Origin of the sequence: Streptomyces sp. NPDC048441 (assembly GCF_043200235.1) — a bacterium.
Taxonomy (GTDB): Bacteria; Actinomycetota; Actinomycetes; order Streptomycetales; family Streptomycetaceae; genus Streptomyces.
Genome location: NZ_JBICXM010000004.1, coordinates 273463 through 294035 on the forward strand (window position 1 = coordinate 273463; position 20573 = coordinate 294035).

The 20573-nt window shown below is 70.2% G+C and carries 19 protein-coding genes; 12 read left to right on the plus strand and 7 right to left on the minus strand.

The window, feature by feature from the left end; translation table 11 throughout:
- Positions 1-59 precede the first annotated feature (59 nt).
- The 5 genes from ACGFSB_RS12370 (at position 60) to ACGFSB_RS12390 (ending at position 4656) form a co-directional block, all read left to right on the plus strand.
- Entirely contained in the window at positions 60-1697 is a 1638-nt protein-coding gene (locus ACGFSB_RS12370; RefSeq protein WP_393397589.1) for an ATP-binding protein, read from the plus strand.
- On the plus strand, positions 1694-2101 hold the full coding sequence (locus ACGFSB_RS12375) for a roadblock/LC7 domain-containing protein (protein WP_393397591.1): 408 nt from the start codon (positions 1694-1696) through the stop codon (positions 2099-2101). Before ACGFSB_RS12370 ends, ACGFSB_RS12375 begins: the two co-directional genes overlap by 4 nt.
- A complete protein-coding gene (locus tag ACGFSB_RS12380) occupies positions 2098-2487 on the plus strand; it encodes a DUF742 domain-containing protein (protein WP_393397593.1) in 390 nt (129 codons plus the stop codon). The genes ACGFSB_RS12375 and ACGFSB_RS12380 overlap by 4 nt, the downstream gene beginning before the upstream one ends.
- Positions 2468-3082 carry an ATP/GTP-binding protein gene (locus ACGFSB_RS12385; protein WP_393397595.1) on the plus strand — a complete coding sequence of 205 codons (615 nt, stop codon included), beginning with the start codon at positions 2468-2470 and terminating at the stop codon, positions 3080-3082. The genes ACGFSB_RS12380 and ACGFSB_RS12385 overlap by 20 nt, the downstream gene beginning before the upstream one ends.
- Positions 3083-3156: 74 nt before the next feature.
- On the plus strand, positions 3157-4656 hold the full coding sequence (locus tag ACGFSB_RS12390; RefSeq protein ID WP_393397597.1) for a cytochrome P450: 1500 nt from the start codon (positions 3157-3159) through the stop codon (positions 4654-4656).
- On the opposite strand, the gene ACGFSB_RS12395 is transcribed toward ACGFSB_RS12390, so the two are convergent.
- From ACGFSB_RS12395 to ACGFSB_RS12410, 4 genes are all read right to left on the minus strand, one after another.
- Positions 4650-5612 carry an RluA family pseudouridine synthase gene (locus tag ACGFSB_RS12395; RefSeq protein ID WP_393397599.1) on the minus strand — a complete coding sequence of 321 codons (963 nt, stop codon included), beginning with the start codon at positions 5610-5612 and terminating at the stop codon, positions 4650-4652. The two genes, ACGFSB_RS12390 and ACGFSB_RS12395, sit on opposite strands and share 7 nt — an antisense overlap.
- A 62-nt stretch (positions 5613-5674) precedes the next feature.
- A complete protein-coding gene (locus ACGFSB_RS12400; RefSeq protein WP_393397601.1) occupies positions 5675-6289 on the minus strand; it encodes a GNAT family N-acetyltransferase in 615 nt (204 codons plus the stop codon).
- Positions 6290-6476: 187 nt separating this feature from the next.
- On the minus strand, positions 6477-7316 hold the full coding sequence (locus ACGFSB_RS12405) for a siderophore-interacting protein (protein ID WP_393397603.1): 840 nt from the start codon (positions 7314-7316) through the stop codon (positions 6477-6479).
- 52 nt (positions 7317-7368) lie between these two features.
- Positions 7369-8274: a 5'-3' exonuclease H3TH domain-containing protein gene (locus ACGFSB_RS12410; protein ID WP_393398066.1), complete on the minus strand. Its 906-nt coding sequence runs from the start codon at positions 8272-8274 to the stop codon at positions 7369-7371.
- A gap of 276 nt (positions 8275-8550) precedes the next feature.
- Here ACGFSB_RS12410 and ACGFSB_RS12415 point away from each other — a divergent pair, with 276 nt between their 5' ends.
- From ACGFSB_RS12415 to ACGFSB_RS12435, 5 genes are all read left to right on the plus strand, one after another.
- Positions 8551-9711 (plus strand): glycine betaine/L-proline ABC transporter ATP-binding protein, encoded by a 1161-nt coding sequence (locus tag ACGFSB_RS12415; RefSeq protein WP_393397605.1) that lies wholly within the window; start codon positions 8551-8553, stop codon positions 9709-9711.
- Positions 9704-12316, plus strand: a complete 2613-nt coding sequence (locus ACGFSB_RS12420) for an ABC transporter permease/substrate binding protein (RefSeq protein WP_393397607.1) — start codon at positions 9704-9706, stop codon at positions 12314-12316. The genes ACGFSB_RS12415 and ACGFSB_RS12420 overlap by 8 nt, the downstream gene beginning before the upstream one ends.
- A gap of 203 nt (positions 12317-12519) precedes the next feature.
- The gene (locus ACGFSB_RS12425; RefSeq protein ID WP_393397609.1) at positions 12520-13500 is read left to right on the plus strand and encodes a hypothetical protein; all 981 of its coding nucleotides are present in this window, start codon (positions 12520-12522) and stop codon (positions 13498-13500) included.
- Between the two features lie 113 nt (positions 13501-13613).
- The gene (locus tag ACGFSB_RS12430; protein ID WP_393397611.1) at positions 13614-14177 is read left to right on the plus strand and encodes a helix-turn-helix domain-containing protein; all 564 of its coding nucleotides are present in this window, start codon (positions 13614-13616) and stop codon (positions 14175-14177) included.
- Positions 14178-14195: 18 nt separating this feature from the next.
- On the plus strand, positions 14196-14918 hold the full coding sequence (locus ACGFSB_RS12435) for a helical backbone metal receptor (protein ID WP_393397613.1): 723 nt from the start codon (positions 14196-14198) through the stop codon (positions 14916-14918).
- On the opposite strand, the gene ACGFSB_RS12440 is transcribed toward ACGFSB_RS12435, so the two are convergent.
- Complete coding sequence (locus tag ACGFSB_RS12440) at positions 14887-16026, minus strand: TDT family transporter (RefSeq protein WP_393397615.1); 1140 nt, start codon at positions 16024-16026, stop codon at positions 14887-14889. The two genes, ACGFSB_RS12435 and ACGFSB_RS12440, sit on opposite strands and share 32 nt — an antisense overlap.
- A 70-nt stretch (positions 16027-16096) precedes the next feature.
- On the opposite strand from ACGFSB_RS12440, the gene ACGFSB_RS12445 reads away from it, so the two are divergent.
- On the plus strand, positions 16097-17089 hold the full coding sequence (locus tag ACGFSB_RS12445; protein WP_393397617.1) for a LysR family transcriptional regulator: 993 nt from the start codon (positions 16097-16099) through the stop codon (positions 17087-17089).
- A 234-nt stretch (positions 17090-17323) separates the two neighbouring features.
- Entirely contained in the window at positions 17324-18313 is a 990-nt protein-coding gene (locus tag ACGFSB_RS12450) for a phosphotransferase family protein (RefSeq protein ID WP_393397619.1), read from the plus strand.
- On the opposite strand, the gene ACGFSB_RS12455 is transcribed toward ACGFSB_RS12450, so the two are convergent.
- Both ACGFSB_RS12455 and eat read right to left on the minus strand, forming a co-directional pair.
- Complete coding sequence (locus ACGFSB_RS12455; RefSeq protein ID WP_393397621.1) at positions 18294-19004, minus strand: gamma-glutamyl-gamma-aminobutyrate hydrolase family protein; 711 nt, start codon at positions 19002-19004, stop codon at positions 18294-18296. The two genes, ACGFSB_RS12450 and ACGFSB_RS12455, sit on opposite strands and share 20 nt — an antisense overlap.
- Before the next feature lie 5 nt (positions 19005-19009).
- Entirely contained in the window at positions 19010-20455 is a 1446-nt protein-coding gene (gene eat, locus ACGFSB_RS12460; RefSeq protein ID WP_393397623.1) for an ethanolamine permease, read from the minus strand.
- Positions 20456-20573 lie beyond the last annotated feature (118 nt).

A 20573-nucleotide genomic window follows, 5' to 3' on the forward strand; every position in this document is an offset into this window, starting at 1 on the left:
CATTCACCCCCGTTCGTTCCCCCAATTCACCCCCCAAGACGACTGTTCAGAGGGCATACATGGTGAGTGTTCAATCGCCTCCCGGTGGCCGAGAAATCCCTTACGCACGCGTGCTGTTGCTGCCCGCCATGGTGATGGCCGCGGCAACCGGAGCCGCCGTCGCGGCGGTGACGGAACCCGCCCGCATCGCGGTGGGCTGGTGCGGCGCGATCGCGACCCTCGTGGTCATCGCGGTCGGCGCCGAGGCCGTACGCCGTGGCCGGACCATCAGGGAGCTGCACACGCGGTACACACAGCGGATCGCCTTCCTGGAACGGCGCATCGCATCCCATGACGACGAGACCGCCCGCCTGGGCAGGGAGATCATCCCCGAAGCCGTCTTCAGGCTCCGGCAGGGCGAAGCACCGTCCGAAGTCATCCGCCACCTCGTCGACGGCGACGAGTCCTTCTCCGAACTCCCGCAGTCACAGCGCAAGATGCTCCGTCACGTCCTGGACACCCTGGACACCGGAGAGGCGATGCGCGAGTCCTCGCAGCGCGCCTTCGTCAACATCGCCCGGCGCGTCCAGGTCATCGTCCACCAGCAGTCCGCGGAACTGCGTGAGATGGAGGAGTTCCACGGCCGCAACCCCGAGGTCTTCGACGACCTGCTCCGCATCGACCACGGCACCGCGCTGATCGGCCGCCTCGCCGACTCGATCACCGTGCTCGGCGGCGCCCGCCCCGGACGTCAATGGCCCAAGCCCGTACCGCTGTTCAGCGTGTTGCGCGGCGCCATGTCCAGGATCCTGGAGTACCAGCGCGTCGACCTGCACTCCATCGCCAAGGTCGCCATCGGCGGCACGTCCGTGGAACCGCTCATCCACGCCTGCGCCGAACTGCTCGACAACGCCACGCGCTACTCGCCACCCCAGACCCGCGTGCACGTCACCGCCGTCGAGGTGCAGACCGGCATCGCCATCGAGATCGAGGACGGCGGCGTCAGCCTCAGCGAGGAGGCGCGGGCCAGGGCCGAGCGGATGCTCGCGCAGGCGCAGGCCGGTATCGACCTGAACGACCTCGGGGAGTCCCCGCGCCTCGGCATGGCCGTCGTGGGCCGGCTCTCGCAGATGTACAACCTCCAGGTCTCGCTGCGGCAGTCCGCGTACGGCGGCGTCCGCGCGGTGCTCATCGTCCCGCGCGAGATGATCACGACGGGGCCCGCGCCCGGCCTCGCGCACGGCATCGGCGCCTCCGCGGTGCCCCGGGTGAACTCCGATGGCCAGCTCATCGAGGAGCCCCACGGCATCCGGCGCAAGAAGCCCCGCGTCATGACGGCGGGCCCGCCGCTCTCCAAGTCGCTCACCGCGGCCATGGAGGACGAGATGCCCGAGATCACCGAGTGGACGACGAACGGCCTTCCGCAGCGCCGCAGCCGGGTCCGCACCCCGCTGGCCGAGCGGCTCGCCCAGGAGGCCGAGGACGAGCGGTACGCCGCGCAGAAGGCCAAGTACTCCCCGCAGGCGGCCGCACCGGTCGTACCCGAACAGGTGAAGAAGGAGGAGAAGGAGCCCGGTCTGTGGATCGAGGCCTTCATGAAGGGCGTCAACGGCGACGACTCCGCAGCCGATGACCCGTTGTTCCCCAAGGGCCACAGCGAGAACGACCACGGCACATCCGACAGTGCCGACAACGCCGACGAGGGGGGCTGGAAGTGATCCAGCAACGGGCCAATTTCGACTGGATGCTCAAGGAGCTCGCCGACGGGGTGCCGCAGACCCGGCAGATCGTGGTGCTCTCCGCGGACGGCCTGCGCATCGCGCGCTACGGCGGCGACCCCGACGCCGCCGACCGGATCGCCGCCGCCTGCGCGGGACTTCAGTCCCTTGCCGCTGCTGTCGCGACCGAGATCCCGCACAGCGAGGGCGGGATGCGCATGGTGATCATCGAGGTCGACGGCGGCTACTTCTACCTGATGGCAGCGGGGGCGGGCGCGTATCTCGCCGTCCTCGCCGACGCGACGGTCGACGCGGGCCTCATCGGCAACCGTATGCGGGACCTCGTCGTCCGGATCGGCGCCCATCTGACGAGCCCGCCCAGGCGCGACGGGCAGGCCGTATGACTCCTCCGCAAGGCGAGAACCCCTCCCACCGAGACGACCCTCCCCAACGGGAACGGCGCAGCCCGGCGAATCCCGAGCGGCTCTACATCCTGACCGGCGAGGACACGGAGAGGGCGCCGCTCGACCTCGTCACGCTGATCGTCGCGGACGGCGAGGCACCTCCCACGGCGCAGCCCGAGCACTCCGTCGTCCTGCGGCTCTGCACGTCGCCGCTGTCCGTCGCCGAGCTCTCGGCGTATCTCGCACTGCCGTTCAGCGTGGTGACCATCCTGCTGACGAAGATGCTCGGGGCCGACCTGGTACAGGCGCGGGCGCCGATCGTCCGCTCCACGCTCCCCGATCGTTCCCTCCTCGAAGCGGTGATGCATGGACTTCAAAAACTCTGACACGATCACCGGTCCCAGCAGCGAGGACCATCTGCCGCACACGGCCACGGCGGCCGTGAAGGTCGTGATCGTGGGCGGCTTCGGGGTCGGCAAGACGACGATGGTCGGCTCGGTCAGCGAGATCAGACCGCTGACCACCGAAGAGACCATGACCCAGGCCGGCATCGGCGTCGACGACAACTACGGCTCCGACACCAAGACGGCAACCACCGTGGCGATGGACTTCGGCCGGATCAGCATCTCCGAAGAGCTGGTGCTCTATCTGTTCGGCACCCCCGGCCAGGAGCGCTTCTGGTTCCTGTGGAACGGCCTCTTCGAAGGCGCGCTCGGCGCGGTCGTCCTCATCGACACCCGCCGCCTCGCGGTCAGCTTCGACGTGATCGGCCGCCTCGAAGAGCGCGGCGTGCCGTTCGTCGTGGCCGTCAACGATTTCCCGGACGCGCCCAGTCACCCGATGGATGCGCTGCGCCGTGCTCTCGACCTGGACGAGGCGGTGCCGATAGTGAAGTGCGATGCCAGGCAGCGCGCATCGAGCCGCGACACCTTGCTGACCCTCATGCGGTACCTGCACTCCCTGACCGTGTCCCGCGTCTGACACCTCATCTCATCCGTAACCCGGAATCCCTTCCGCACCCCCGGAACCCCTTCCGCGACCCCGGAGCGACGAACGTGACGACTCCCTCCCACTCCCACCCCGGCATGGACGACCCGGCCGTGCCGCCGCCGGGCTGCCCGGCGCACGGCCTCGGCCCGAACGGCCTGCGCCGTCTCTACGGTCCCGAGGCGGACACCGACCTCGCGGGCGTGTACGAGAAGATGCGCGCCGAACACGGCGCGGTGGCCCCGGCCCTGCTGCACAACGACGTACCCATCTGGGCGGTCCTCGGTCACAGCGAGAACCTCCACATGGTGCGCACCCCCTCGCAGTTCACCCGCGACTCGCGCCAGTGGCGGGCCGTCCGGGACGGCTCCATGGGCCCCGACCACCCGCTCGCCCCCGTCATCGCCTGGCAGCCCATGGCCAGTTTCGTGGAGGGGGACGAGCACCAGCGGCTGCGCGGCGCGGTCACCGGTGCCATGGCGGGCCTCGACCACCGGGGCATCCGCCGCTACATCAACCGCTACAGCAACCTCCTGCTCAACGACATCTGTCAGGACGGCAGGGCCGACCTGGTGAGCGGGTTCGCCGAGCATCTGCCGATGATGGTGATGTGCCATGTCCTCGGGATGCCCGAGGAGTACAACGAGCGGATGGTGCAGGCCGCCCGCGACATGCTCAGAGGCACCGAGACCGCCATCGCGAGCAACGCGTACATCATGGACGCGTTGATGCGCCTGGTGGCGCGGCGCCGGGTGCAGGCCGAGGAGGACTTCACCAGCAACCTCATCGCGCAGCCGCAGCAGCTCACCGATGAGGAAGTCGGCGCGCATCTGCGGCTCGTGCTCATCGCGTCGTACGAGGCGACGGCCAACCTCATCGCGAACGCCCTGCGCATGGTCCTCACCGACCCGCGCTTCCGCGCTCAGCTCAGCGGCGGCCAGATGACGGTCCCGGAGGCGGTCGAGCAGTCCCTGTGGGACGAACCGCCGTTCAGCGCCATGGTGGGGTACTTCGCCAAGCAGGACACACAGCTGGGCGGCCAGCAGATCAAGGCGGGCGACGGGCTGGTCTTCGGCATCGCGCCGGGCAACGTGGACCCCGTCGTGCGCCCGGATCTGGCCGCCAACATGCAGGGCAACCGCTCGCACCTGGCGTTCGGCGGCGGACCGCACGAGTGTCCTGGACAGGACATCGGCCGTGCCATCGCCGACACGGGCGTGGACGCGCTGCTGATGCGCTTCCCGGACGTGGAACTCTCCATCGACGAACATGAGTTGAAGTGGACCTCGTCCGTCCTCTCCCGGCACCTCGTGTCACTTCCGGTGCATTTCGCGCCGCGTCCGCCGCAGGACGTGATGGCGCGGCCCATGCCGCGGGTGCCCGGCGCGCGCAACGACTGGCAGGTGTCGTCCCCGGCGCCGCGGCCCGTGCACCCGGCTCCCGCCGCTCCCCAACCGGCTGCGCGGCCCACTCCGCCGCCGCCCGCGCCCGAAGCCGCGCCAGTGGCGGCGACCGTGCCGAGGCAGGGGGTGTGGCGGCGCCTCGTCACCTGGTGGCGGGGCTACTGACCGCCCGCTGAGCCGTTCTCCCAGGTGTCGTACGAGGTCCAGGCGCCCAGCTCACGTGCGCTGACGAAGCGGTGGTCGGCGCCCGTGACGGGGTCCCTGAACTCCAGGACGCGGGAGAGCAGTTGGAGGGGCCGCCGGAAGTCGTCCGGCGGCACCGGGCCCATGACGCGGGGGTAGACCGGATCCCCGAGGATCGGCAGCCCCAGGGTGTTCATGTGCACGCGCAGCTGGTGGGTGCGGCCGGTGTGCGGGGTGAGCCGGTAGCGCGCCAACGCGCCTGTGCGCTCGGCGAGTTCGATGCGGCTCTCGCTGTTGGGGTCGGCGCCCTGGACTTCGTAGGCGGCGATGATGCCGCGCTCCTTGACGATGTGACTGCGCACGGTGCGGGGGAGTTCGACCGCGGGGTCGTGGGCGGCCACGGCCTCGTACTGCTTGTGCACCCGCCGCTCCCCGAACAGTGTCTGGTAGGCGCCCCGTTCCTCGGGTCGCACGGTGAAGAGAACAAGGCCCGCCGTGAGCCGGTCGAGGCGGTGCGCGGCGCCGAGCGCGGGGATGCCGAGCTCCCTGCGGAGCCGGGCGAGCGCGGTCTCGACGACGTGGCTCCCGCGAGGGGTGGTCGCCAGGAAGTGGGGCTTGTCGGCGACGACGATGTGCTCGTCGCGGTACACCACGTCGATGCCGTACGGCACCGGGACCTCGTCCGGCAGATCGCGGTGGAACCACACGAAGGTGCTGGGCACATAGGGATCGTCCGGTGCCACGGGAACCCCGTCCGCGCCGACGATGAGACCGTCCCGCAGCATTCCGTCGATCACCCCGGGCCCGGCCTTGAGCCGCTCGACGAGATGATCCCGTACGGTCTCCCAGGCGCCGTCGACCGGCAGCTTGACCCGCATGGGATCGACCCCGCGCCGCTGCGGCAGGGGAGAGGGCGGGATACGGGGCTTACGGGTCACAACGGGCAAGAGTACGGGGCCTGGCGGGGGCGCCTTGCCGTGTTGCTCCGGACCGTCCCAGGTCAGGAGCGCGTCGACTCGTCTCCCCGGACGCGGACGCGGGCGCTGACGCGGGCGTGCAGATGCATGTCGTGCCAGCCGTCCGCGTGCAGCACCGCGCTGCGCTTGGTGCCCTCCGGCGCGAAGCCGGTCTTGAGCGCGACGCGGCAGGACGCTTCGTTGCCCGTGGCGTGGGTGAGCTCGAGGCGGTGTAGGCCGACTTCGTCGAAGGCCCAGTCGCTCAGTGCCGTGAGGGCACGCGGGGCGATGCCTCGGCCGCGGGCCTTCGGCATGGTCCAGTAGGCGACTTCGGCCTGACCGTCGCCGAGCACGATGAGGCGAAGCGAGATCCGGCCCACCACTTCGTCCGTCCCGGCGTCGGCGATGGCCCAGTGTGCGTCGCGCTCCTCGGACCAGGCCCCCCGCCAGCCGTCGATCCAGCCGCGCGTCTCGTCCACGGAATCGGCCTCGCGGGCATGCCAGCGCTGGATCACCGGGTCCTGGAACGCCTCGTACACGGCGGGCGCGTCGTCGGGCGACCAGGGGCGGATGTTCAGCCCTCCGGGGACGGGAAGGGTCGGCTGCTCCTGCCGGGCGAGGGCACCCGCCGCGACTACGTCCGAGATCTTGAAGGGCATGGGGGCATCGTGCCAGCGGCCGACGCTGAGCGGGACCGGTTTTCCGTCGGCGGACCCGACCCGGTCAGGGGCGCGAGGAACTGCGCGCCCAGCCCCCGGCGGCCGGTCAGGCGGGGTGGTCCCGCGCCGAGGGCGTGCAGGCTTGCCCGAGGGCGTCCAGGCTTGCCCCGGGGCACGCCTGTCCAGCTCAAGCCGAGTGCGACTCCTGCTCCGCCTCCACCTGCGCGTTCCAATCCCGCTTGGACGCCTGCCAGCCGTCCTCGTTGTGACCGAGGCGCCAGTAGCCGGAGATCGAAAGGCGCTCGCGCGGCACCTCGCGCTCCACGCGGAGGTAGCGACGCAGCTCCTTCACGAACCCGGCCTCGCCGTGCACGAACGCCTGCATGTCGCCTGCCGGGAAGTCGAGGGACCGTACGGCCTCGACGAGCGCCTCGCCCACGGGGCGCTGCCCGCGGTGCAGCCACTCGATCTCCGCGGCCGAGCTGATCTTCTGCTCCTCGTCCGCGTCGGCGACCTCCACGAAGGCGTACGCCCTGGCGCCTTCGGGCAGTGCCTCCAGAGCCGCGGCGATCGCGGGCAGCGCGCTCTCGTCACCGGCGAGCAGATGCCAGTCGGCTCCGGCGTCCGGGGCGTAGCCGCCGCCCGGACCGTTGAAGCGGATCGTCGTGCCCGGTTCGACGCTCCGCGCCCACGGTCCCGCAAGACCCTCGTCGCCGTGGATGACGAAGTCGACGGCGAGCTCACGGGCTTGCGGGTCCCAGGAGCGCACGGTGTACGTGCGCGTCACGGGCCACTGGTCGCGGGGGAACTCCTCGCGGATCCGCTGGATGTCGAAGGGCTCGGGATACGTCACGCCCTCGGCGTCGAAGAGCAGTTTCACGTAGTGATCGGTGGAGCCGCCCGTCGTGAACTCGGCGAGGCCCTCGCCACCCAGGACCACGCGTTGCATGTGCGGGGTGAGGCGCTCGGTGCGCACCACCTGTGCGGTGTGGAGCTTCGGTGCTTTGCGTGCAGGACGTTCTGCCATGGCGGCGGCCTCCCCTGATCAAATGCTGCTTAGGCTTACCTAAGCTAACACCTCAGGTCTGGAGAGTCGTGAGCAACCGCTTGAGCGCCCCGCCGAGGTTCCACCGCGCGGCAAGCTCGTCCAGGGCGGCGGGATCGCGCGGCTCGCTCGGCAGCGCGAGGTCCACGTCCGGCAGCGCGACGTCGCCCGCGACGCGGACCACGGTCGGCGCGACGGCCACATAGGCCCGCGATTCGTCCAGCCGCTTGCGCTGTGAGGGCGTCAGCTTGCTCTTCGGGTCGTCGACGGCGGCCATGATTCCGGCCAGATCTCCGTACGCGTCGAGCAGCTTGGCCGCTGTTTTCTCGCCGATGCCGGGCACGCCGGGCAGGCCGTCACTCGGGTCGCCGCGCAGCAGGGCCAGGTCGACATAGCCGGGGCCGTCCACCCCGTACTTCTCGCGGAGCCAGGCCTCGTCCGTGAGCTGGAGGCTGGCGACGCCCTTGAGGGGGTAGAGGACGCGGATGCCGCGCTCGTCGTCGACCAGCTGATAGAGGTCGCGGTCGCCGGTGACGATGTCGACCGGGCCCGTGGCGCGGCCGGCGTACGTACCGATCACGTCGTCCGCCTCGTACGACGCGACGCCCACGCGGGCGATGCCGAGTGCGTCCAGGACGTCCTCGATGATCGGGACCTGCGGGGAGAGCGTGTCCGGCGTCTCCTCGGCGTCCGGGCCTTCCGCGAACTCCTCGGCGACGCGATGCGCCTTGTACGACGGGATGAGCTCGACCCGCCAGTGCGGGCGCCAGTCCGCGTCCATGCAGGCGACCAGGTCGTCCGGGCGGTGGTCCTGGACGAGCCTGGCGATGAAGTCGAGCAGGCCGCGCACCGCGTTGACCGGTGTGCCGTCCGGGGCCTTCACGGAATCGGGGACCCCGAAATAGGCCCGGTAGTACAGGGACGCCGTGTCGAGCAGCATGAGCCGTCGCGTTCGCTGAGTCACCTTCGCATCATGCCGCACGGCACTGACAGTGCGCGATTACGTTGCGTATGGTGCCGCGCCGTGCAGAGTATGCAACAAATGTGAACTGGACCACTCCTGTGTTTGATTTTTGTATGCACGGGAAGGCGCCGATCCGGAGCGCTCCGGTCGAGTATTCAACTATTTCGCCGGGTGAAAGTGGGCGGAACCCACGCGCTCCACGGCCCGCCGGCGGGGGAGGCGGGCCGTCTTGGTTCAACCCGAGAGGTGTATGTGTCCAGGCTGCAAGCCGAACGCCTGTACAAGGTATTCGGCAGACGACCCGCTGACGCGGTGGAGAAACTCCGCCACGGAACCGACCGAGAGGAGCTGCGCGCCGAAGGCACCACTGCCGCGGTGATCGATGCTTCCTTCACGGTCGAGCCGGGCCAGATCTTCGTCGTCATGGGTCTCTCCGGATCCGGCAAGTCCACGTTGCTGCGTATGCTCAACGGCCTGTCGGAACCGACGGCCGGACAGGTGCTGTTCGACGGTCAGGACCTGACCGGACTGAGCGCCCGTGAGCTGCGCCAGGTGCGCTCCAAGAAGATCAGCATGGTCTTCCAGCACTTCGCGCTCTTCCCGCACCGCAGCGTCCTCGAGAACGCCGGTTACGGCCTCGAGGTGCAGGGCGTGCCGCGCGCCGAGCGCGAGGAGCGTGCCACGGTGGCGCTCGAACTCGCCGGGCTCAAGGGCTGGGAGAAGTCCTGGCCCGACGAGCTCTCCGGCGGTATGCAGCAGCGCGTGGGCCTGGCCCGCGCGCTCGCGACCGACGCGGACCTGCTCCTCATGGACGAGTCGTTCAGCGCGCTCGACCCGCTGATCCGGCGCGACATGCAGGACCAGCTCCTCGAGCTCCAGAAGCGGCTGAAGAAGACCATCGTCTTCATCACCCACGACCTGAACGAGGCCATGCGTCTCGGCGACCAGATCGCCGTCATGCGCGACGGCGAGATAGTCCAGATCGGCAATGCCGAGGACATCCTCGTCACCCCGGCCAACGACTACGTCGCCGCGTTCACGCAGGACGTCGACCGCTCCCGTGTCCTCACGGCGGGCGCGATCATGGCCGAGCCCGAGACCGCCTTCGGTACGAAGACGGCCGACGGCAAGGAGCTGAAGACCGCACAGGACGTGCTGTCCGCGGCCCCCGCCACGGTCAAGGCCGGGACCCCGATCATCGAGCTGTTCACGCCGTGCTCCACCAGTGGTGTGGCCGTCGCCGTGATCGACGACGAGGGCAAGCTCATCGGCGTCGTACCGCGGGCGCGTCTGCTCGCGGTGCTCGGTGAGCCGATGGCACCGGAGAACGAGCCGCAGGACACCGCCGTCCCGCTCGACAAGACGCAGGACAACGGCGGACAGGTTGTGGGCAAGGTGGTCAGCGGTGCCTAGGATTCCCTTCGGCGAGTGGGTCAACGACGGCGTCGACTGGCTGCTCAGCCACATGGCCTGGCTGTTCGACTTCTTCCAGACCGTCTTCCAGGGCGCCTACGACGGTATATCCGACGTGCTCCAGGCGCCCGAGCCGTTGCTCCTCGCGGGCATCTTCGCCGTCATCGCCTTCTGGCTGCGCGGTGTGGTCGCCGGTGTGCTGACGTTCGCGGGCTTCGCGTTCATCATCTCGCTGGAACTGTGGGACCACGCGATGATGACGCTGGCCCTGGTGCTGGTGTCGACGATCATCGCGCTGATCATCTCCGTGCCCGTGGGCATCTGGGCGGCGCGGTCGAGCACCATCAGCGGCATCGTCCGCCCGGTGCTCGACTTCATGCAGACGCTGCCGGCGATGATCTACCTCATCCCCGCCATCCTCTTCTTCGGGATGGGCGCCCCCGCGGGCATCGTCGCCACCCTGATCTTCGCCCTGGCCCCCGGCGTCCGCATGACGGAGCTGGGCATCCGCCAGGTCGACAAGGAACTGGTCGAGGCCGCGGACGCGTTCGGCACCACGCCGCGCAACATCCTGCTGCGCGTCCAGCTGCCCCTCGCGCTGCCCACGATCATGGCCGGTGTCAACCAGGTCATCATGCTGGGCCTGTCCATGGCCGCCATCGCGGGCATGGTCGGCACCGAGGGCCTCGGCGCCGACGTGAACGAGGCCATCGGCCAGCTCAACGTCGGCCTCGGCTCCGAGGCGGGCGTCGCGATCGTCATCCTGGCGATCTACCTGGACCGGATGACGAGCTCGCTCGGCACCCAGGTCTCCCCGCTCGGCCGCCGCGCCGTCGCCAAGCTGCGTGCCGCGCACGGCCTGAACCTCTGGACCTACCGTCCGCAGGCCGCCGTCGCGGTCATCGGCGTGGTCGTTCTCGCGCTCGTCGCGGGCGGCATGGGCGTCTTCGGCGGTTCGAAGTCCGAGGAGACCACGACGGACGCGAACAACGTCGGTCAGGGCAGGGAAGTCAACATCGGCTACATCCCCTGGGACGAGGGCGTCGCCTCCACCTTCCTCTGGAAGGAGATCCTCGAGCAGCGCGGCTTCAAGCCGCAGACGAAGCAGCTCGAGGCGGGCCCGCTCTACACCTCGCTCTCGCAGGGCAGCGTCGATTTCCAGACAGACTCCTGGCTGCCGACGACGCACGCCGCGTACTGGAAGAAGTACGGCGACAAGCTCGAGGACCTGGGCTCCTGGTTCGGCCCGACCTCGCTCGAGCTCTCCGTGCCCTCGTACGTGAAGGGCGTCGACTCGCTCGAGGACCTCAAGGGCAAGAGCTCCACGTTCAAGGGCAAGATCACCGGCATCGAGTCGAGCGCCGGAATGATGGGGCTGCTCAAGGACAAGGTGCTCAAGGAGTACGGCCTCGGCAAGGAGTACAAGGTCGTCGACGGCTCCACGCCCGCCATGCTGGCCGAGCTGAAGCGCGCGTACGCCAAGAAGGAACCGATCGTCACGACGCTCTGGTCGCCGCACTGGGCCTACAGCGACTTCGACCTGAAGAAGCTCAAGGACCCGAAGGGTGCCTGGGGCAAGGGCGACGGCGTGCACACGCTCGCACGCAAGGGCTTCTCCAAGGAGAACCCCGAGGTCGCCAAGTGGCTGAAGGACTTCAAGATGAGCGAGAAGCAGCTCACGAGTCTTGAGGCGGAGATCAACAAGGCGGGCAAGGGCAAGCAGCAGGACGCCGTCCGTGCCTGGCTGAAGAAGAACCCGGGCGTGGTCGACAAGCTGGCCCCGCTGCCGAAGAAGTCCAACTCGGAAGAGACGAAGCGGCCGCTGAACGCGGCGTACTTCGCCTGGGACGAGAACATCGCCGTCACCAATCTCTGGAAGCGTGTCCTGGAGAAGCGCGGCTACAAGATGAAGCTGACGCCCTCAGACGTCGGCCCGGTCTACACCGCGCTCGGTCAGGGCGATCTCGACCTGAACCTCGACGCCTGGCTGCCCACGACGCAGAAGCAGTACTGGGACAAGAACAAGGCCAACCTCAACGACCTGGGCTCCTGGTACAGCCCGACGTCGCTGGAGGTCGCCGTCCCGTCCTACGTCAAGGGTGTGAAGTCGCTCGAGGACCTCAAGGGCAAGGGCGACCAGTTCAACGGCAAGATCATCGGCATCGAGCCGGGCACGGGCGTCATGACGGCGCTCAAGGACAAGGTCCTGCCCGGTTACGGTCTCGACAAGGAGTACAAGATCGTCTCCGGTTCGACGCCCGCGATGCTCTCCGAGCTGAAGTCGGCGTACGCCAAGAAGGAGCCGGTCGCGGTCCTGCTGTGGTCGCCGCACTGGGCGTACAACGAGTACAAGCTCACCAAGCTGAAGGACCCCAAGGTCGCCTTCGGCAAGGGCGACACGATCCGCACGCTCTCCAGCAAGGACTTCCCGAAGCAGTACCCGCAGCTCACGAAGTGGCTCAAGAACTTCAAGATGAGCGAGAAGGAACTGGCCGGCCTGGAGAACGAGATCAACAAGGCGGGCAAGGGCCATGAGCCCGAGGCCGTCGACACGTGGCTGAAGAAGAACCCGGGCTTCGAGCAGAAGATGGCTCCGCAGTCCTAGCTCTTCGCTGCTTCGTACGACCGAGCACGACCGAGCACGACTGAGTGCGACTGAGTACGACAGAGTACGACTGAGTACGACCCAATACCCCCGAGGGGTGGGCCTCGCCTTGTGGCGAAGCCCACCCCTCGGGGCGTTCCCGGGGGCACCCCCGCTCCCTAGGCTGGGCACCCTCCCCGCCGCTCGAACGTAAGTGCCCCTCCGTGACCGTCCGTACGCCCCGCCTGCTGCTCGCCGTGGCTCTCGCCCTCGCGGGCGCGCTGCTCCTGGCGCATCTGGCCAACGCGAGTTCCGCCCCGGCCTCCGCGGGCACCGCGCGGCTCGCCGCACTGGCGGACGATGTGACCGCCGCCGACGGATACCGCTACGACACCCGGGACAGCAGCGGCCGGACCATGGACGCCGTGCAGATCACGCAGACCCCCGACGGCACGTACCTCGCCGTCTACCACACCCTCCTGGACGACGGCCGCTTCCACGCCGCCGTCGCCACTTCCCCCGACCTGCGCCACTGGCACCGCCGCCATGACTTCGGCCCCGGCACCCATCAGGCGTCGCTCGCCGCTGACGGGCGGGGCGGGTACGTCCTGGCCTACGAGAAGGACCCGAAGAACCACATAGCCGTGCGCGCGTACGCCGACGAGGCGGCGCTGCTCGACGGGCGCGCCGAACAGGCCTTCGATGCGCCGCGCACCCTCTCGCGGTGCGCCGAGGGCACGCCCAGCATCACTGCCGTACGCGGGAACACCATCGAACTCACCGGGCACTACCGCGCCGACTGCGACACCGACCGCCAGCTGCGCGCCACCCTCACCGGCTTCCGCGTCTGGCACGCCGAGCCGGACCGGCGGCTCGACCGGGCCCTCCAGACGTGGGGCAACAGCGGAAACCTCGGGGACCGGGCGCCCGTCGAGCTCGACGGGCGGCGGATGCTCTTCGTAGAGGGGCAGCGGTGGCGCGGCGACTTCGGGAGCTGGCGTACGTACGCGTACGACCCCGTGAGCGGCCGGGCCGACCGGCTCGCCATCTCGACCCACGGCGGCAGCCGCGCCTTCGCCAACCCGTCGGCGACCCTCCTCACCGACCCACAGGGCAGGCCCGCCTTGCTGGTCAGCCTGTTCATACCGGGGGAAGGAGCGGCTCCCGGAGAGGCGGGGCAGCTCGTCTACTGGCACAAGCTGTAGGCAGCGGTCCGCGCAACGGGGCAAAACCGTTTGGCGAACATGCGTAGGGTGCAGAAAACCCCTCAGGGCTGAGAGTGGACCGATGGCCCGACGCGCAGAAGGGAGCCGAGGCGGTGGACGAACAGAAGGAAACCCTCCGGGTGGGCTCGGCCGTGCGGCGACGCCGCAGGCAGCTGGAGCTCACCCTTGCCGTCGTGGCCGAGCGCAGTGGCCTCTCGGTGCCGTTCCTGAGCCAGGTCGAGAACGAGCGGGCGCGGCCGAGCCGGCGTTCCCTGCAGCGGGTCGCCGACGCGCTGCTGACGACCGACGTCGAACTGCTCGCCGCCGCGGACCCCGCGTGCACGGTCGACCTGGTCCGCGCCGACCAGAGCGAGGCCGACGGCTCCCCTTCCGTACGCGATCTGGTGCGCGGTCACCATCAGCTGCACGCCATCGAGTTCACCGGCGACCATGACGAGGGACGTGAATTCCAGCATCGCAACGACGAGTTGATGTACGTCGTGGGCGGCGCCGTCGAGGTCGAGGCGGAGGGCAGGGCCTATCGGCTCGGGCGCGGGGACAGCCTGTATCTGACGGGCGGGGTGCGGCACAGGTGGCGGGCGACCGTGCCCGACAGTCAGGTGCTCGTCGTGGCGGTCGCCGACCACATCGAGGCGATGGACGACTCGCGGCGCTGAGGGGGAGGGCTCGTTCCGATGGCTGGTGTACGGGTCATCTCGCTGGTGCCCTCGCTGACCGAGGCGGTGGCCGTCAGCGTGCCAGGCGCGCTGGTGGGGGCCACGGAATGGTGCAGCCATCCGGTGGATCTGGACGTCGTCCGCGTCGGCGGCACCAAGAACCCCGACGTGCGCCGGATCATCGCTCTCGCCCCGGATCTGGTGATCGCCAACGAGGAGGAGAACCGCGCACCCGACCTCGCGGCGCTGCGCGCGGCGGGGGTCGAGGTGCTCGTGACGGAGGTACGCGATCTGCCGGGGGCCTTCCGTGAGCTGACCCGGGTGCTCGCCGCGTGCGGGGCGGGGCGGCCGCGGTGGCTGGACGAGGGGGAGTCCGCGTGGGCCCGACTGCCGGTGCCCGACGCCCGGTCGACGGCGGTGATCCCGATCTGGCGGCGCCCCTGGATGGTCCTGGGGCGCGACACGTTCGCCGGGGACCTGCTGCGGCGGCTCGGCGTCGACAACGCGTACGCGTCGCATGAGGAGCGCTATCCGCGTATTCCGGTGGAGGAACTGCGGGGCGCGGGCGCGGACTTGGTGATCCTGCCGGACGAGCCGTACCGCTTCACGCGGGAGGACGGCCCCGAGGCGTTCACGATCCCCGCGGCGCTGGTCAGCGGGCGCCATCTGACCTGGTACGGGCCGTCACTGGCGGAGGCTCCCGCCGTGCTCAGCGCGGCGCTGCGAGCAGCTTCCCGCTGAGCAGGCCGCGCAGCGTCTGCGTGAGCGCCACCGCCCAGGCCGCCACAAGCAGGACGAACAGGGCGACCGCCAGCCAGTCGTACACCGCGAGGCCCGTGTGCTTGGCCAGGCCCTCCGCGCCCGTGACGCACGTACCGACCGGGAACGTGAACGCCCACCACGTCATCGCGAAGCCCATGCCCTTGCGGCGGGCCCGCAGCACCATCGCGCCCGCCAGTGCCAGCCACAGCAGGGCGAAGCCCATCACCGGCACTCCGTAGAGCACCGCGAAGACGGCGAAGCCCTGGTCGTACGGGGCGGGGACGACGCCTGCCGCGGCCGTGTCCGCGAACTTGTTGGCCGCCGTCGTCGACTGGCCCAGCGGGCCGAGCACCAGGAAGAGGGTGGGCGTGAGCGCTAGCGGCAGTGGGCCGCCGGTCAGCAGGCGGGCGAAGATCACCGGCAGCATCACCAGGGTGGTGAGCAGACTCAGGCCGAACATCGCGAGGCAGGCGAAGAGCAGCGTCTCCTGGGGCTGGCCTGCCGGGAGATGCGGTACGAGGAGCGGGCCGACTGCCGCGGACACCATCGGCGCGACCACGGGCAGCAGCCAGACAGGGGATGCCTGGCCGGGCTCGATGCGGTGCTTCACCACCATCAGGTACGGGATCGCGACGGCCGCCGCGAGCCCGATGGCCGTACCGGCGGCGAAGAGCACGGTGTCGAGCGCGACCGCCGCGCCGGTCCCGATCCAGTCCTCGCCCACCAGGAGAGCGCCGGCGCCGACCGCGAGCAGGGCCATGGAGAGGCAGCCGTAGAAGGGGGCGACGGCCGGGTCGAGGAGGTGGGCGCGGGCCTGGTCGCGGTGGTGGATCCAGTGCAGGGTCCTGGCGCCGAGCAGGGCGACCAGCATGAGCAGGGAGAGCGCCCAGACCGCGGTGCAGGCGGTGCGCAGGCCGGGGAGGTGGACCGGCAGGGTCGCGCCCGCGTTGGCGATGATCGCGGTGCCCATGACGGAGGCGTACCAGTTCGGGCCGAGGTGGCGGGTGGCGAGGGCCCTGTGGGTGCCGGTGGTGGTGGCAGTGGTGGCGGTGCGCTGGGGTGCCTGCGGTTGGGCGACGGTGACCATGCTTCTACGGTCGTCGGCCGGGAGGTGCCCCACCAGGAGTCAGTTACGTATGAGGGCATAACCTGGGCTTATGAGTACGTCTTCTGCTGGTTCCGCCGGTGTGAGCGGTGTGAGCGGTGTGAGCGGTGTGAACGGTGTGTCCGATACGTCGCCCGGGGCGCCGCTCGCCCATCGCGTGCCGGACCTCGGAGCGCTGGAACTGCTGCTCGCCGTGGCGCGGCTCGGCAGTCTGGGGCGGGCCGCCAAGGAGCTCGGCATCACGCAGCCCGCCGCGAGCAGCCGGATCCGGTCGATGGAGCGGCAGCTCGGGGTCGGCCTGGTCGACCGGTCGCCGCGGGGCTCGCGGCTCACGGACGCGGGGGCCCTCGTCACGGACTGGGCGCGGCGGATCGTGGAGGCGGCGGAGGCGTTCGACGTGGGCGCGCAGGCGCTGCGGGACCGGCGGGACTCGCGGTTGCGGGTCGCGGCGAGTATGACGATCGCCGAGTATCTGCTGCCGGGCTGGCTGATCGCGCTGCGGACGCAGCGGCCCGACACGGCGGTGTCCCTCACGGCCGGAAACTCGACCGCGGTCGCCGAGCGGCTCCTCGCAGGCGATGCGGACCTCGGCTTCGTCGAGGGCCTCGCGGTGCCGAGCGGGCTCGACGCGGCCGTCATCGCGCACGACCGTCTGATCGTCGTGACGGCGCCGGACCACCCGTGGGCGCGGCGCCGGAAGCCGCTGGCCGCGGGGGAGTTGGCGGCTACGCCATTGATTCTCCGGGAGGAGGGCTCGGGGACCCGGCAGGTACTCGACGCGGCCCTCGGTGGTCTCGCGCGCCCGTTGATCGAGCTCTCGTCCACCACCGCGGTGAAGGCCTCGGCGGTCAACGGCGCGGGGCCCGCGGTCCTGAGCGAGCTCGCTGTGGGCGAGGAACTCGCCGCGCGCCGCCTGGTCGAGATCCCGCTGGAGAACGTACGCCTCAGCCGCTCGCTGCGAGCGGTCTGGCCCACGGGCCACCGTCCCACAGGCCCGGCGCGGGACCTGCTTTCGCTCACTCGGGCGGGGGCGCCGCCCCACTAGGGCGCTTCTGATGGATCTCCGCGGCGTCGCGACGCCCGGCACGCACCCTCAACGCACGGCGCGAAGGGACAGGTGGCTCCGCCACATGACCCTTCACACCGCACTCCCCCAAGCTCTTCGAGCAGGGGGACCCCCAGCGCACGCACCGAACGCCGCTCCTTCTCCCACGGAGATCCATCAGAAGCGCCCTAATCGGCTGGCGGCCGAAGCGTGCGCCGCGCGACCATGAAGCGCATGACCCCTGTCGCACCTCCCGCCACCGGGCTCCGCACCCCGTGGCATCAGCTCCCGGCCGCGGTCCGTGGCGCCCTGGAGGAGCGCTTCGGCGCGGCCGTGACCGAGGCGGTCACCCAGTCCGGAGGGTTCTCGCCCGGTGTGGCCGCACGGTTGCGGCTCTCCGACGGGCGGCGCGTCTTCGTGAAGGCGGTCAGTGCCGGGACCAACCCGAGCAGCCCGGACCTGCACCGCGCCGAGGCCCACAACGCGGCCGCCCTGCCCGACTCCGTGCCCGCACCCCGGCTTCTCACTTCCTACGACGACGGCACCTGGGTCGCCCTCGCCTTCGAGGACATCGACGGGCGACATCCCCAAGTGCCGTGGCGGGGAGAGGAGTTCGAGCGTGTTCTTGACGCTGTCGGCGAGCTCGCGTCGCTGCTGACCCCATCCCCCATCGACGCGCGGTCCGTCGCCGACGCGGTGTCCTTCCGCGGCTGGCAGCGACTGATCGAGGCGGGCGTCGCGCATACGCATCCGGACGTCTTGGACCCGTGGGCCCGGCGCAATCTCCACGCGCTCGCCGAACTCGCCGCCCCCTGGGCCGAGTTCGCCGTAGGCAATACCCTCGCCCACGGCGATCTGCGTGCCGACAACATGCTGCTCACCGGCGACGGTGCCGAAGACGCCGGAGTCGACGAACGCGCCGAAGAACGCGTCGTCTTCGTCGACTGGCCGCACGCCGTCCTCGCCGCCCCCTGGTTCGACCTGCTCCTCATGCTGCCGTGCGCGCGCGCCCAGGGCGGACCGGACCCGGAGGCGGTGTTCACCGCCCACCGGGTGAGCCGCGACGCCGATCCGGACGGCGTGACCGCCACCCTCGCCGCGCTCGCTGGATCCTTCGTACGCAACGCCCTCCAGCCCGCCCCGCCAGGACTGCCGACCCTCCGCGCCTTCCAGTACGCCCAGGGTGTCGCCGCCGTCGACTGGCTCAGGAAGCGGCTCGGCTGACCAGGGCCGCCATGACGCGCGTGTCCTCGCCCATCTCCGGGTGCCACTGGACACCCAACGTCCAGGAATCCGCCGGAAGTTCGACGGCCTCGATCGTGCCGTCCGCCGCGTGCGCCGATACGAGCAGACCCTCGCCCAGGCGATCCACCGCCTGGTGGTGATAGGTGGGGACGCCCACGGATGTCTCCGGTGCGATCGACTCGTACAGCGTCCCCGGCACCGGCCTCACCTCGTGCGTACCGAAGACCCCGATCGCCTCGACATGCCCCTCCATGTGCTGCACCAGCGTCCCACCGAGCGCCACGTTGAGGAGCTGCATCCCCCGGCAGATGCCGAGCAGGGGCGTTCCGGAGGTCAACGCCGCCCCGATCAGGGCGAGTTCCCACGCGTCCCGCTCCCGGGCGGGCGGGCCCGTCCGCTCCTCGCGCTCGGCGCCGTAGCGGACCGGCTCGACATCGGGGCCGCCCGCGATGACCACGCCGTCGAGACGGGCGACGACAGCATCGGCGTACGAAGGATCGTCCGGCGGGAGCATCGCGGTGAGACCGCCCGCCGCCTGTACGAGGCGCGGGTAGCCCGCGGGCAGCAGCGCCGCCGGCAGTTCCCATACGCCCCAGCTCGTCTTCGACTCCAGGTACGTGCTGACGCCGATCAGCGGCCTGCCGCTCACGTTCACTCCGCTCTCCCTCATGTATCTCAGTCGCGTTCCAGTTCCGCCTCCGCGGCGGCCAGCGCCGCGAACTCCTCCTCCGGCGCCCGTGCCACGAGCCTCTTCCGGCTGTAGAAGCCGAAGTACGCGATCGCCACCACGTATACCGCGAGCGCGATGAGCGCCGCCGTCACGTCCACCAGAAACGTCGCGACCAGTGCCGCACAGGCAAGGACCAGAGCCACCGATGATGTCAACATGCCGCCCGGCGTGCGGTACGGCCGTTCGAGGTCCGGCTCCCTGCGGCGCAGCACGATGTGCGAGAGCGACATCAGGGCGTACGAGATCGTGGCGCCGAACACCGCGACGTTCAGCATCCTGGCGCCGTCCCCGGTGGCCGCCGCCAGGCCGAAACCGATCGCTCCGGGGACCAGGAGGCCCAGGTAGGGCGCCTTGCGGGTGCTCGTCAAGGAGAGGAAGCGGGGGAGGTAGCCCGCGCGTGAGAGGGCGAAGAGCTGGCGCGAGCCCGCGTAGATCAGCGAGAAGAACGAGGCCACCAGGCCAGCGAGGCCCGCGTAGTTGACGATGCGGCTGAGTGCCGTCGCCTTGCCGCCCGGCTGCAGGGCCGCCACCAGCGGATTGCCCGCCTCCTGGATGGCGTTCGCGCCGCGCGCGCCGGCCGAGGCGAAGAACGTGAGGAGCGCGAGGACGACGAGGATGGCCATCGACCAGCGGATCGCGCGCGGCAGTGTGCGGGCCGGGTCCTTCGTTTCCTCCGCCGCCAGGGGGACACCTTCCACCCCCAGGAAGAACCACATGCCGAACGGGAACGCCGCCCAGATGCCCAACAGGCCCATCGGAAGCCAGGAGTTGGACCCGAAGGCCGAGGCATCGACCGGGATGTCGTTCAGCTTCGACGCATCGAAGTCCATGAACGCGCCGACCGCGAAGACGAGCAGCGCCGCCACCGCGATGCCGGTCACGACGAAGCTGAAGCGCAGCGCCTCGCCGACACCCCAGAGATGGATGCCGATGAAGATCACGAAGCACGCCAGGTAGACCGGCCAGCCCGATGTCAGGCCGAAGAGGCCGAGCGATTCGACGTAGTCGCCGATGAAGATGGAGATGGCGGCCGGCGCCAGGATGTACTCGATGAGGATCGCCGTGCCGGTCAGGAAGCCGCCCCAGGGGCCGAGCGCCCGGCGTGCGAAGCCGTAGCCGCCGCCCGCGGTGGGCAGGACCGACGACAGTTCGGCCAGCGAGAAGACCATGCACGTGTACATCACGCCCATGAGCGCCATGGCGATCCCGAGGCCGCCGAAGCCACCCTCGGCGAGGCCGAAGTTCCAGCCCGAGAAGTCGCCGGAGACGACGTACGCGACGCCGAGTCCGGTGAGCAGGAGCCAGCCCGCGCTGCCCCGGCGCAGTGTTCTGCGCTCCAGATAGTCGTCCGCCGGTTCGGCGGTGCTCGGCTTGGTGGACTCCACTGTCATGGCTCGGCTCCTATGCGGCGGCGGCAACGCGGCCGGGTGACGGGGTGACGGGGTGACGGGGCGGCGGTGTGACGGTGTGACTCAATGGAACGGATCCATACCTTTGCCGTGCCGGGTG

Excerpts from the sequence above, each read along its gene's own strand:
- ACGFSB_RS12370 (WP_393397589.1), top strand. The coding sequence starts at position 60 with ATGGTGAGTGTTCAATCGCCTCCCGGTGGCCGAGAAATCCCTTACGCA.
- ACGFSB_RS12380 (WP_393397593.1), top strand. The coding sequence starts at position 2,098 with ATGACTCCTCCGCAAGGCGAGAACCCCTCCCACCGAGACGACCCTCCC.
- ACGFSB_RS12385 (WP_393397595.1), top strand. The coding sequence starts at position 2,468 with ATGGACTTCAAAAACTCTGACACGATCACCGGTCCCAGCAGCGAGGAC.
- ACGFSB_RS12400 (WP_393397601.1), bottom strand. The coding sequence starts at position 6,289 with ATGCCCTTCAAGATCTCGGACGTAGTCGCGGCGGGTGCCCTCGCCCGG.
- ACGFSB_RS12405 (WP_393397603.1), bottom strand. The coding sequence starts at position 7,316 with ATGGCAGAACGTCCTGCACGCAAAGCACCGAAGCTCCACACCGCACAG.
- ACGFSB_RS12410 (WP_393398066.1), bottom strand. The coding sequence starts at position 8,274 with ATGCTGCTCGACACGGCGTCCCTGTACTACCGGGCCTATTTCGGGGTC.
- ACGFSB_RS12435 (WP_393397613.1), top strand. The coding sequence starts at position 14,196 with ATGGCTGGTGTACGGGTCATCTCGCTGGTGCCCTCGCTGACCGAGGCG.
- ACGFSB_RS12440 (WP_393397615.1), bottom strand. The coding sequence starts at position 16,026 with ATGGTCACCGTCGCCCAACCGCAGGCACCCCAGCGCACCGCCACCACT.
- ACGFSB_RS12445 (WP_393397617.1), top strand. The coding sequence starts at position 16,097 with ATGAGTACGTCTTCTGCTGGTTCCGCCGGTGTGAGCGGTGTGAGCGGT.
- ACGFSB_RS12450 (WP_393397619.1), top strand. The coding sequence starts at position 17,324 with ATGACCCCTGTCGCACCTCCCGCCACCGGGCTCCGCACCCCGTGGCAT.
- ACGFSB_RS12455 (WP_393397621.1), bottom strand. The coding sequence starts at position 19,004 with ATGAGGGAGAGCGGAGTGAACGTGAGCGGCAGGCCGCTGATCGGCGTC.
- eat (WP_393397623.1), bottom strand. The coding sequence starts at position 20,455 with ATGACAGTGGAGTCCACCAAGCCGAGCACCGCCGAACCGGCGGACGAC.